The 12,106-nt window shown below is 62.5% G+C and carries 9 protein-coding genes; 7 read left to right on the top strand and 2 right to left on the bottom strand.

All coding sequences use genetic code 11. The features are described from left to right. Positions 1–50 precede the first annotated feature (50 nt). The gene (locus NMG70_RS01460) at positions 51–713 is read right to left on the bottom strand and encodes a hypothetical protein (RefSeq protein ID WP_254022884.1); all 663 of its coding nucleotides are present in this window, start codon (positions 711–713) and stop codon (positions 51–53) included. A 515-nt stretch (positions 714–1,228) separates the two neighbouring features. On the opposite strand from NMG70_RS01460, the gene glmM reads away from it, so the two are divergent. The 5 genes from glmM to serA all read left to right on the top strand — a co-directional run bounded on the left by glmM (position 1,229) and on the right by serA (position 7,741). After that, complete coding sequence (gene glmM, locus NMG70_RS01455; protein WP_254022883.1) at positions 1,229–2,581, top strand: phosphoglucosamine mutase; 1,353 nt, start codon at positions 1,229–1,231, stop codon at positions 2,579–2,581. 227 nt (positions 2,582–2,808) lie between these two features. Beyond that, positions 2,809–3,639: an outer membrane protein gene (locus NMG70_RS01450; protein WP_254022882.1), complete on the top strand. Its 831-nt coding sequence runs from the start codon at positions 2,809–2,811 to the stop codon at positions 3,637–3,639. A gap of 190 nt (positions 3,640–3,829) precedes the next feature. Then, entirely contained in the window at positions 3,830–4,603 is a 774-nt protein-coding gene (locus NMG70_RS01445; protein ID WP_254022881.1) for an outer membrane protein, read from the top strand. A 186-nt stretch (positions 4,604–4,789) separates the two neighbouring features. Further along, positions 4,790–5,965: a phosphoserine transaminase gene (locus tag NMG70_RS01440; protein ID WP_254022880.1), complete on the top strand. Its 1,176-nt coding sequence runs from the start codon at positions 4,790–4,792 to the stop codon at positions 5,963–5,965. A gap of 177 nt (positions 5,966–6,142) precedes the next feature. Continuing rightward, the gene (serA, locus tag NMG70_RS01435) at positions 6,143–7,741 is read left to right on the top strand and encodes a phosphoglycerate dehydrogenase (protein ID WP_254022879.1); all 1,599 of its coding nucleotides are present in this window, start codon (positions 6,143–6,145) and stop codon (positions 7,739–7,741) included. Positions 7,742–7,846: 105 nt separating this feature from the next. On the opposite strand, the gene NMG70_RS01430 is transcribed toward serA, so the two are convergent. Next, on the bottom strand, positions 7,847–8,737 hold the full coding sequence (locus NMG70_RS01430; RefSeq protein ID WP_254022878.1) for a DMT family transporter: 891 nt from the start codon (positions 8,735–8,737) through the stop codon (positions 7,847–7,849). A gap of 321 nt (positions 8,738–9,058) precedes the next feature. Between NMG70_RS01430 and NMG70_RS01425 the strand changes: the two genes are divergently transcribed. Both NMG70_RS01425 and NMG70_RS01420 read left to right on the top strand, forming a co-directional pair. Then, positions 9,059–10,357, top strand: coding sequence for an adenylosuccinate synthase (locus NMG70_RS01425; RefSeq protein ID WP_254022877.1), 1,299 nt, complete (start codon positions 9,059–9,061; stop codon positions 10,355–10,357). Positions 10,358–10,431: 74 nt separating this feature from the next. Beyond that, complete coding sequence (locus NMG70_RS01420) at positions 10,432–12,087, top strand: hypothetical protein (protein ID WP_254022876.1); 1,656 nt, start codon at positions 10,432–10,434, stop codon at positions 12,085–12,087. Positions 12,088–12,106: the final 19 nt, after the last annotated feature.

Raw genomic sequence — 12,106 nt, 5'->3', positions numbered from 1 at the left:
CGCGAAGCTTGCGGTTCGCGGGCCTTGCTATTTTCGAATGTAAATGCCGATCAGCTCTTCAGCGCGGCATTGCACAGGCTGTAGAAGCCGCCACCGTTCTGGATCCACCTGAGGCCACCCAGCGTCCCGGCCTCCTTGTTGGCGTGATACTGGTCGCGGCAGGTGTGCATACGGGCCTTGGACGGGGTTTCGCTGCTATACTTGGTGGAGATCGCTTTCGGAAACGTCACGCCTTGAGGAGCGGTGACGGTCGGCTTTTCCGGCTGGCTGGTGAGGCTTGCCTGATCGGCTGCCGACATGGTGTCGTCGGAACCAACGGCACCGCACTGGCTCATGCGGAAGTCGTTCCACTTCATGCCGTTCAGCGTGTTGCCGGCCTTGGCCGCCCGATATTTGGCGCCGCAATCCGCCCTGCTGAGGCCGTTGCCTGCGTTGGCAGTTACCGCTGCCTTGGCCGTCGCTGCGGCGGCCGCATCGGGTGTTGCAGCGCTGGTGCTGTCCGCCTTGGCTGGCGTGGCGTCGGTTGCGGCGGCCACCATGCCGCATTCTGCCTTGCGGAACTGGTTCCAGTTCTGCCCGTCAAGTGTTCCGGCGTCCTTTGCCGCGTTGTACTTGGTGCTGCATTCGGCCATGGTCAGCGCATTGGCGGGCGCCGCCAGGAATGAAGTCGCGACGGCGAGACCCGTCAAAATGGCAAGTCGATGGATGAGCATGTGTCTTTCTCCCTCTGATGTTCACGTTATGTACCAAGCAAGCAATAGCACTCAACGAATGGTTGCGCCAGAGGCTAAATGGCGTGAAAGCTGTCGGAAAGTGCATTATTTTTGATGAACTCGTTGCCAGCTCCTGTCCGCCAGGCAATTTCCCGGGCGTATTTGCACGGAAAAATTGCATAGAGCGGACCACTCTCAGGAACTGCCTCACATGGCGGGCAGATCGGGTCGGCCAGTGCGGCGGACCTGAATGCCCCGTCCTGAGCAACACGATTTGTGGGTTCCGAATTCAATGCCTATCGACTGGCACATGAAAGAATCCAGATGCGGTCAGAAGTTCCTAAACGCTGTGCTGCAACCAGGGCAGGCAAATTCACAGCACTGACGTGACATAAAACACACAAAACAACAGTTTTCTAAGGATTGGTGACCTATAATCATGCATTGTGATGATAGGCTCGGGCCAATTTGTGTCATGACTTGCCCGGAAAAGAACCATCGGGAAGCTGACTAGCATGGCAGGAAGTTATTTCGGCACGGACGGCATTCGCGGGCGCGCTAACAGGTTTCCAATGACGGCGGAGGTCGCCATGCGGGTCGGCATGGCCGCCGGGCTTTCGTTCCAGCGGGGCAACCATCGTCACCGCGTCGTGCTCGGCAAGGACACCAGGCTTTCCGGCTACATGATCGAGAACGCGATGGTCTCGGGCCTGTGCGCCGCCGGCATGGACGTGTTCCTGCTCGGCCCGATTCCGACGCCCGCCGTCGCGATGCTGGTGCGCTCGTTGCGCGCCGATATCGGCGTGATGATCTCGGCCTCGCACAACCCTTACTACGACAACGGCATCAAGCTGTTCGGCCCCGATGGCTACAAGCTCTCCGACGAGATCGAAGAGCGCATCGAGGGGATGCTCGACAAGGATATCGACCTGGCGCTCGCCGATTCGGACGGGCTCGGCCGCGCCAAGCGCGTCGATGGCGTTCATGATCGCTACATCGAATTTGCCAAGCGCACGCTGCCACGGTCAATGTCGCTGTCGGGCCTCCGCATCGTCGTTGATTGCGCCAACGGCGCCGCCTACAAGGTGGCGCCCGAGGCGCTGTGGGAACTCGGCGCCGAGGTTGTCGCCATCAACGTCGAGCCCAACGGCTTCAACATCAACAAGGAGTGCGGCTCGACCCATCCGGCCGGCCTGCAGAAGAAGGTGCACGAAGTGCGCGCCGATATCGGCATCGCGCTCGATGGCGATGCCGACCGCGTCGTTATCGTCGACGAGAATGGCGCGATCGTCGATGGCGACCAGATCATGGCGCTGATTGCCGAGTCCTGGCATCAGAGCGGACGGCTGGCCGGCGGTGGCGTCGTCTCGACGGTGATGTCCAATCTCGGCCTCGAACGCTTCCTCGGCGACATGAACCTGCAGTTGCACCGCACCAAGGTCGGCGACCGCTATGTCGTCGAGCACATGCGTGCGCACGGCCTGAATGTCGGCGGCGAACAGTCGGGCCACATCGTGCTGTCGGATTTTTCCACCACCGGCGACGGCCTCGTCTCGGCGCTCCAGGTGCTCGCCTGCATCAAACGGCAGAACCGGCCGGTCAGCGAATTGTCGAAGAAGTTCGCGCCGGTGCCGCAGCTGCTGAAGAACGTCCATATTTCCGGCGGCAAGCCGCTCGAGGAAGCTCCTGTCAAGGCGGCGATCGAGGATGCACGCCACCGGCTGGGCAAGGCCGGGCGCCTGGTTATCCGGCCATCCGGCACGGAACCGCTTATTCGCGTCATGGCGGAAGGCGACGATCAGCAACTGGTCGAGGCCGTCGTCAACGACATCGTCGAGGTCATTTCGGAAACGCGCAGCGCCGCCTGATCCTCGAGCTTTTGCCAGCTTGAAAGCCCGCCTCCCGGCGGGCTTTTTTTCGCGGGGTTGCACGCCTAATTCTCTGCGAAATGACGCGAAAATCCTGAAAGATTAAGAGATTCATGGTTAAGCGATACGGTTAAACGCCCCTTAACTTTTCCAATTCATTATCCACGACTGAAGCCAATCAGATTCGGACGCGTTCGCTGTGCCGAGGGTTCTCAGGGGTGACAAGCATGTTCAATACAGCAAGAATGGCTCTCTTTGCCGCGCTGCTCGCGGGCGTGGCCGGACCAGTGTTCGCCGCCGACTTCGTCGAGTCGCCCGTGGTCGAGCCGGCCCCGCCGCCGCCCGTCTACGAGCAGCCGGTCGAATATGGCGGCTGGTACATTCGCGGCGACATCGACTATCACTGGTCGAAGTTTCGCGGCGGCGACTACATCACCTACGGGGCGGATCCAGGCACCGGCCGCTTTGACAACGGCAAGCTGGACGGCGCCTTCTCGGCCGGCGCCGGCGTCGGTTACCAGATCAACCGGCATTTCCGCACCGACCTGACCGTGGACTGGATGAGCAAATCCGATTTCCGCGGCTCGACGACCGGCATCTGCCTCGATGGAGATCCCTGTACTTCGACCGACAGGTCGTCTTATTCGGCGCTGCTGCTCCTCGCCAACGCCTATGTCGATATCGGCACCTGGCACGGCATCACGCCCTATGTCGGCGCCGGCATCGGCGGCGCCTGGGTCAAGTGGGATAAGCTCCACAACACCATTGAAGACGGCGAATTCTCCCACGATGGCGGCAAGGGCTGGCGTTTTGCCTATGCGGCCATGGCGGGCGCCTCCTACTGCCTGACCGATCGCGTCAAGCTCGATCTCGGTTACCGCTTCAGCCATATCGAGGGCGGCAAGATGTTCGACTTCGCCAGCGATGTCGGTCCCGGCCACGACAAGGGTATCAATGTGCACGAAGTGCGCGGCGGCCTGCGCTACCAGTTCGGCAACTCGGACTGCGTCCAGCCGGAGCCGATCGCCTACGAACCCGAACCGGTTTACACCAAGTAATCGCTTCGAGAGCAGGTTTGCGGACCGCCCGGCAAATGCCGGGCGGTTTCCGTTTGTAACGGGAAAGCGCATCAAAATCAATTTGCTAACGCCCTGTTATCCTTAACCGCCACTTAACCACTATGGTTAACAATGCTTGCTGAGACGGCGCATGCGATCGCGATGGCGCCAAGTTCGGGAGCCGGGGATAATGACAGTCAAATCGCGCATAGCGCTGGCGCTTGCAGCAATCGCCTTGATGCCGCTGTCTCAAGCGCTTGGCGCCGACTATGATCCGCCGATCTATGTCGACCAGGCGCCGGACTATGTGCCGATCGAAGTCGGTTCAGGATGGTATCTGCGCGGCGATGTCTCCTATCTGATGCAGAAGAGCTTCGACAATGAGGACTTCGCCTTCGCGCCAGCGGACTTCGACGAAGAAGAAGATCGCATCTTCGCCAGCATCGGCTTCGGCTACCATTTCAACGATTATCTGCGCGCCGATCTCAATCTCGGCTATCTGCCCGGCAACGAGGTCGGCGTCGGCTATGACGATACAGCGATCGTGGTGCTGCCGGCCACGGCGACCGTGGCATCAGCATCCTTGGAGAACTACGCGTTCTCGGGCATGCTCAACGGCTATGTCGATCTTGGCACATATGTCGGAATCACACCTTATCTCGGCGCCGGCATCGGTATCCTCCGAAGCAAACGCAGCCTTTCGGCGAGCTACTTCACCGACAACGCCGACCCCGCCGACGATTTCGTCCTGAATGACAACAAGACCCAGTACTCATTCGCCTATACGCTAAACGCCGGCCTAGCCTACCAAGTATCCAAGAACGTTTCAGTTGATCTGGGCTATCAATATTTTTCCGCACCCGACGCCGAATATGCCATCGCAAAGGATTTGGATTCCTACCAGATCGACAAAGGGATCAGCAATCATCAGATCAAGGTCGGGCTGCGCTACGACCTTTGGTAGGCACGGAGCCATCCTCGGAATGGCAGCGGCTGGCTTCGGTCGGCCGTTCTGTTTTTCGGTGAGGACGCGGCAGTATCCTGCCAGCGACAAAAACTTTCCCCTTGACGCCGGGGGCCTGAACGCATATCGCCGTCCGTGGGCCACCCCTCCCCAACGAGGGGCCACTATCTGGAAGGATAGACCACGATGACGACCCATACGAAGCCCGGATCGCGTCCGGCAAATCCCAATTTTTCCTCAGGTCCCTGTGCAAAACGCCCCGGCTGGTCGGTCGAGGCGCTGGCCAATGCCGCGCTCGGACGCTCGCACCGCGCCAAGATCGGCAAGACCAAGCTCGAACAGGCGATCGAGCTGACACGGGAAATTCTCCAGGTTCCGGCAGATTATCGCATCGGCATCGTGCCGGCGTCGGACACCGGCGCGGTCGAGATGGCGCTGTGGTCGCTGCTCGGCGAACGCGGCGTCGACATGGTCGCCTGGGAGAGTTTCGGTTCCGGCTGGGTCACCGACGTGGTCAAGCAGCTGAAGCTCGCCGATGTGCGCAGGATCGAAGCCGGCTACGGCGCACTGCCGGATCTGACAAAGATCGACTTCGACAGCGACGTGGTCTTCACCTGGAACGGCACGACGTCAGGCGTGCGTGTGCCGAACGGCGATTTTATCCCGGCCAGCCGCAAGGGCCTGACCATCTGCGACGCCACGTCGGCGGCCTTTGCGCAGAAGCTCGATTTTGCCAAGCTCGACGTCGTCACCTTCTCCTGGCAGAAGGTGCTGGGCGGCGAAGGTGCGCATGGCATGCTGATCCTCAGCCCGCGCGCCGTCGAGCGGCTGGAAAGCTACAAGCCGGCCTGGCCGCTGCCGAAAATCTTTCGCCTTACCTCGGGCGGCAGGCTCATCGAAGGCATTTTCAAGGGCGAAACCATCAACACGCCGTCGATGCTGTGCGTCGAGGATTATCTCGACGCGCTGCTTTGGGCGAAGTCGATCGGCGGGCTCGACGCATTGATTGCCCGCGCCGACGCGAATGCCGCCGTTATCGACAGTTTCGTCGGTAAATCCGCATGGCTCGGCCATCTGGCGACCGACCCGGCGACGCGGTCGAACACGTCCGTCTGTCTTTCCTTCACCGACCCGGATGTCGCCGCGCTCGATGCCGACGGACAAGCGGCGTTCGCCAAGGGCATCGTCTCGACCCTCGACAAGGAAGGCGTCGCCTACGATATCGGCGCCTATCGCGATGCGCCGCCGGGCCTGCGCATCTGGTGCGGCGCGACGGTCGAGACTTCCGACCTCGAAGCGCTGCTGCCGTGGCTCGACTGGGCCTTTGCCGCGCAAAAGGCATCGCTCAAGGCGGCCGCCTGATCCCTCCCCTCGGAGGGTGGCCCGAAGGGCCGGGTGGGGTCGCCTCCACCCAACTCAACGGTTCGCCTTCCAGAAGAAAAAGATTCGGCCGCGTCCGGCCGCAACGACCCCACCCCGGCGCTTCGCGCCGACCCTCCCCTCAAGGGGGAGGGGCGCCAATCGCAAAGGATGAAGCCCATGCCCCGCGTTCTCGTCTCAGACAAACTCTCCACCACCGCCGTGCAGATCTTCAGGGATCGCGGCGTCGAGGTCGACTACCTGCCCGATCTCGGCAAGGACAAGGAAAAGCTGCTCGAAGTGATCGGCCAGTATGACGGCCTCGCCATCCGTTCGGCGACCAAAGTCACCGAAAAGCTGATCAACGCCGCCACAAGGCTCAAGGTGGTCGGCCGCGCCGGCATCGGCGTCGACAATGTTGACATCCCGGCGGCGAGCCGCAAGGGCATCATCGTGATGAACACGCCTTTCGGCAATTCGATCACCACCGCCGAGCATGCCGTTGCCATGATCTTCGCGCTGGCCCGCCAGATACCGGAAGCCAATGCTTCGACCCATGCCGGCAAGTGGGAAAAGAACCGCTTCATGGGCACCGAGATCACCGGCAAGACGCTGGGCATCATCGGCTGCGGCAATATCGGCTCGATCGTCGCCACGCGCGGCGTCGGCCTGAAGATGCACGTCATCGCCTTCGATCCGTTCCTGTCGGACAGCCGTGCCGAGGAGCTCGGCGTCGAGAAGGTGGAACTCGACGAGCTGTTCGCCCGCGCCGATTTCATCACCCTGCACACGCCATTGACCGACAAGACGCGCAACATCATCGACGCCGCGGCGATCGCCAAGATGAAGACCGGCGTGCGCATCATCAACTGCGCCCGTGGCGGGCTGATCGTCGAAGCCGACCTGATCGCGGCGTTGAAAAGCGGCAAGGTGGCAGGCGCCGGCATCGACGTGTTCGAGGTCGAACCGGCGGAGAAAAGCGAGCTGTTCGGCATGGAGAATGTGGTGGCGACGCCGCATCTCGGCGCGTCGACGATGGAGGCGCAGGAGAATGTCGCCCTGCAGGTCGCCGAGCAGATGGCCGACTACCTGATCAAGGGTGCCGTTTCCAACGCCATCAACATGCCGTCGATCACCGCCGAGGAAGCGCCGCGCCTGAAACCTTTCGTCAAGCTGGCCGAAGTTCTCGGCGCCTTTGTCGGCCAGGTCACCGAGGATCCGATCAAGGAGGTCGAGATCCTGTTCGACGGCTCGACCGCGACGATGAACACGCGCGCGCTGATCAGCGCCACACTTGCCGGGCTGATCCGGCCGCAGGTCTCCGACGTCAACATGGTGTCGGCGCCGATCATGGTTAAGGAGCGCGGCATCATCGTCGCCGAGGTCAAGCGCGACAAATCCGGCGTGTTCGACGGTTATATCAAGCTGACGGTCAAGACCGAGCACAAGACGCGTTCGATCGCCGGCACCTGCTTCTCGGACGGCAAGCCGCGCTTCATCCAGATCAAAGGCATCAACCTCGACGCCGAGGTCGGCCAGCACATGCTGTACACGACGAATGCCGACGCGCCCGGCATCATCGGCCTGCTCGGCACGGTCTGCGGCGAGAACGGCGTGAACATCGCCAACTTCCAGCTCGGCCGCAATCGGCCTGGCGGCGATGCCATCGCGCTGCTCTACCTCGATGCGCCGTTCCCGGAGAAGGTGCTGGAACAGGTGCGGGGGCACAAGTCGATCGACTCCGCCAAGCGGCTGCATTTCGACGTCGGCGTCGCCTGAATCATGCGCGAGCGCCCCGCGGGCTTTGTAAGCCCACGGGGCGTTTCGACAATGGCGTCGAAATATCGACAGAGTTCCTTCACGGCCCGTTACAGGATCGGGCTGTCAAATCGCCATTTTACGTCCGCTGTATTCGGCCAGGCTGATGCCGCCGAGCACCAGCACGAGGGCAACGCCCTGATAGAGCTGGAATGTCTCACCGACGATCAGCACCGACAGCAGCGTGCCGAAGATCGGCACCAGGTTGATGAACAGGCCGGCCCGGTTGGCGCCGATCAGTTCGTTGCCCCTGATATAAAAGATCTGCGATACGACCGAAGCGCCGATCGCAGTGTAGAACGCTATCGCCCAGCCGCGCGCATCGGGGACGATGACCTTGCCTGCAGCCACTTCCCACAGAAGGAAAGGCAGCGAGGTGACCAGTGCGGCAATCGACAGCGCCAGCATCAGGCTCTGCCAGCGTATGGCCGGCTTCAGCCGCAGCCCGACCGAGTAGAAGCTGTAGCAAAGCACCGCGATCAGCATGATGGCGTCGCCGAAGTTGAGATTCAGCTTGAGGAGCTGGCGCAGATCGCCGTGGCTGGCGGTCACGGCGACGCCGATGATCGTCAGCACGACACCGGCGATCTGCACCCGGTTCACACGCAGGCGAAACAGCACGAAATTGGCGAGGATGATCACGACCGGGATTGCCGCCTGCTCGATCGAGACGTTGATTGCCGTCGTGTAGTTGAGCGCCGTGTAGAAGATCGCGTTGAAGAAGGTGAAACCGCAAGCGCCGAGCCCGCCAAGCAGCAACCAATGCCTGCGCACCACCGGCCAGTCCTCGCGCAGCGTTCGCCAGCCGATCGGCAGCATGATCAGAACGGCCAGGACCCAGCGCAGGAAGACCAGCGTCATCGGCGAAATATGGTCGACTGCCAGCTTGCCGGCCACGGAGTTGCCGCCCCACAGCAAGGTGGTGGACAGCAGGAACAGATAGGCGGTTCGATGCATCTCGAAATGTCCAGCCGGGGAGGGGCAGGCGAAGGGTCTTTGCCGACCTATTGTGGCGGTTCGCCCAAGTAAATGATGTCAAAGGCGAAAATTGTTGTGCCTGAGGGCGCTTTCGGCGGCAAAGAATGGTCGCGCTCGCCGGGTCTTGACGTTATAGAGCGACGTACGTCCCCTGGACGCACAAAGTACGTGTCTCAAGGCTTTGGACGTTCGCATCGTGCTTTCCGAAAATCGATCCCGATTTTCGGGCCGATGCGATAGAAGCCTGTCGTTTCGAACCATTTAAAGCCGCTCGGAGCGGCGCCTCAAGGGAAAAGAAACATGGCCAATGTGGTGGTCGTCGGCTCGCAATGGGGCGACGAGGGCAAAGGCAAGATCGTTGACTGGCTGTCGGAACGCGCCGACGTCGTCGTGCGCTTCCAGGGCGGCCACAATGCCGGCCATACGCTGGTCGTCGACGGCAAGGTCTACAAGCTGTCGCTGCTGCCGTCCGGCGTGGTGCGGCAAGGCAAGCTGTCCATCATCGGCAATGGCGTCGTCTTCGATCCGCATGCCTTCGTCGCGGAAGTGGCGAAATTGCAGGCGCAAGGCGTCGAGGTGACGCCGGAGCGCCTGAAAATAGCCGAAAACACCGCGCTTATCCTGTCCTTGCACCGGGAGCTAGACGGATTCCGCGAAGACGCCGCCTCCAATTCCGGAACGAAAATCGGCACGACCCGTCGCGGCATCGGCCCCGCTTATGAGGATAAGGTGGGCCGGCGCGCGGTCAGGGTGATGGATTTGGCGGATTTGGAAACGCTGCCCTTGAAGGTCGACAGGCTGCTGACGCATCATAATGCGCTGCGACGCGGGCTCGGCCACGCCGAAGTCACGCATGACGCGATCATGAGTGAGCTGATTTCGATCGCCGACGAGATCCTGCCCTATATGGACCGCGTCTGGAAGATCCTCGACGACAAGCGCCGCGCCGGCGAACGCATCCTGTTCGAGGGCGCGCAGGGCACGCTGCTCGACATCGACCACGGCACCTATCCGTTCGTCACCTCGTCCAACACGGTCGCCGGTCAAGCGGCCGCTGGATCCGGCGTCGGCCCGGGTGCCATCGGTTATGTGCTCGGCATCACCAAGGCCTATACGACGCGTGTCGGCGAAGGTCCGTTCCCGACCGAACAGAAGAACGAGATCGGCGAGTTCCTGGGCACGCGCGGCAACGAGTTCGGTGTCGTCACCGGCCGCAAGCGCCGCTGCGGCTGGTTCGACGCCGTGCTGGTTCGCCAAGCCGTTGCCGTAAACGGCATCAAGGGTATCGCCCTGACCAAGCTCGACGTGCTCGACGGGCTGGACGAGATCAAGGTCTGCACCGGCTACCGCCTTGATGGCGAGGCGATCGATTATCTGCCGGCCAGCCAGGGTGCGCAGGCGCGCGTCGAACCGGTCTACGAGACGCTGGAGGGCTGGAAAGGCACCAGCGCCGGCGCCAGAAGCTGGAACGATCTGCCGGCCCAGGCAGTCAAATATGTCCGTCACATCGAGGAGTTGATCGGCGCGCCGGTCGCGCTCCTTTCCACCAGCCCTGAACGGGACGACACAATACTTGTGACCGATCCGTTTCAAGACTAGATTCCAAGCTGTTCCGGGCATCGCGGCCGATTTGCGGGGGCCGGCCCAGAAACGAAATGCAGGTCGACTGAAGCATGGCAGATTTTGTTGGTGCTCTGAAAAAGACGCTCGACGGCCTTGGCAATCCGACGCCGGAGATACGCGCCAGGGTCTATGACAAGGCCCGTTCGACAATCGCGGACAAGCTTGCGAAGAACATACCGCCGCTGGCGCCGTCAGTCGTTGCCCAGCATAAGCGCACCCTGGAAGATGCCATCGCCAGCGTCGAGCGGGGCTACGCCAAGCCTGCGCCGGCATCCGATCCGCTGTCGGAGCTGGAGGACATCTTCTCCTCCATCGACCGCAACAAGAATCAACCCAGCCATGTCCGACAGCCGGCAAAGAGCGAGCCGGCATGGCAACCGGCCAAGACCGAGCCGGCATGGCAGCCGGCACCTGCCGCGCAAGCCGCGCCGAATTGGCAGAAACCGCCATCCGCTGCTTCTCCTCCAGAGCACATCGATTCGGTGCCTTCGGACGCGGATCTTCCAGCGGCGTACGAGAAGAGCGATACCTTTAGAGACGACGTCCTCCCCAACGACGAGGAGCCGGCGCAGGACACTTTTCAACGTCAGCGTCCCGCCGAGCGCAGGCGCAGCTATGGCGGGCTGATCGCCGCTGTCGTCGCTTTGCTCGTCATCGCCGGCGGCGGCTACGGCATCTGGCTGAACAAGGACGCGTTCAGCAACATGCTGGGTCTCAACAGCACGACGGTCGCAACCGTAGAACCGCTGGTGAAGCCGAGCCCGGCCGAGCGGCCGGCTACCGATGCCGTGGCAAGGCCCCCGGCCGCAGCGGCTCCAGCCGATGCCGAGGGCACAAAGTTCACCCAGCGGCTGACACCTGAGGGCGGTGAGGTCGATCCCGGCCCCGCTTCAGGACAAAGTGGCATCGGAGAGGGCGAATCCGTCGCAGCGCTGACCACGCCGCCGCCGGCCGCACCTGCGCCTGCAGCGCCTGCCGGCACGCCAGCCACGAATGTGCCCGCGACACCGGGTGCGGCCCCCGCAACACCGCCTGCCGACGGCACCACGCCGGCGCCGGCGGCGCCGACCGATAGCGCAGCCCCGCCGGCAGCGCCGGCCCCGGGTGTCGCGCCGGCCGCGCCGACAGCCGCGCCGGCGGAAACCGCGCTGGCGGTCGGCCAAAAGGCGATCTTCTACGAGGAGCGCACCAGTACCGCGCAAGGCTCGGCCGAGCCCGGCAGCATCGTCTGGTCGCTGGTGCAGGAATCCCCCGGCGGCAACCTGCCGCCCGAGCCGGCAATCCGCGCCGAGGCGAGCATTCCGGGTAAGGACGTGCAGTTGCGCATGACCATCCGCCGCAACACCGACCAAACGCTGCCGGCCAGCCACATCATCGAGATGATTTTCCTGACGCCCGATGGTTTCGACGGCGGCGGTGTCGACAACATCCTGCGCGTCGCCATGAAGGGCTCTGAACAGGATGCCGGGAGTCCGCTGATCGGCATCCCGGCCAAGATCGCCGACGGCTTCTTCCTGGTCGCTCTCAACGACACAAAGGCTGACGAAGACGCCAATCTGACCCTGCTCCGGGGCCAGAAATGGATCGACGTGCCGGTGGTTTACAAGACCGGACGGCGGGCGCTGCTCACCATGGAAAAGGGCATTCCCGGCGAGAAGGTGTTCGACGAGGCGCTGAAGGCCTGGCAAACAAAAGAGGCGGGTTGAGGCCGGCTCACCAGGCTCC

The organism is Mesorhizobium ventifaucium (genome assembly GCF_935822925.1).
GTDB lineage: Bacteria > Pseudomonadota > Alphaproteobacteria > Rhizobiales > Rhizobiaceae > Mesorhizobium > Mesorhizobium ventifaucium.
Note: the sequence above shows the minus strand (reverse complement) of the source record. Positions and strands in the feature narration are given on the sequence as shown.

Excerpts from the sequence above, each read along its gene's own strand:
- NMG70_RS01460 (WP_254022884.1), bottom strand. The coding sequence starts at position 713 with ATGCTCATCCATCGACTTGCCATTTTGACGGGTCTCGCCGTCGCGACT.
- glmM (WP_254022883.1), top strand. The coding sequence starts at position 1,229 with ATGGCAGGAAGTTATTTCGGCACGGACGGCATTCGCGGGCGCGCTAAC.
- NMG70_RS01450 (WP_254022882.1), top strand. The coding sequence starts at position 2,809 with ATGTTCAATACAGCAAGAATGGCTCTCTTTGCCGCGCTGCTCGCGGGC.
- NMG70_RS01445 (WP_254022881.1), top strand. The coding sequence starts at position 3,830 with ATGACAGTCAAATCGCGCATAGCGCTGGCGCTTGCAGCAATCGCCTTG.
- NMG70_RS01440 (WP_254022880.1), top strand. The coding sequence starts at position 4,790 with ATGACGACCCATACGAAGCCCGGATCGCGTCCGGCAAATCCCAATTTT.
- serA (WP_254022879.1), top strand. The coding sequence starts at position 6,143 with ATGCCCCGCGTTCTCGTCTCAGACAAACTCTCCACCACCGCCGTGCAG.
- NMG70_RS01430 (WP_254022878.1), bottom strand. The coding sequence starts at position 8,737 with ATGCATCGAACCGCCTATCTGTTCCTGCTGTCCACCACCTTGCTGTGG.
- NMG70_RS01425 (WP_254022877.1), top strand. The coding sequence starts at position 9,059 with ATGGCCAATGTGGTGGTCGTCGGCTCGCAATGGGGCGACGAGGGCAAA.
- NMG70_RS01420 (WP_254022876.1), top strand. The coding sequence starts at position 10,432 with ATGGCAGATTTTGTTGGTGCTCTGAAAAAGACGCTCGACGGCCTTGGC.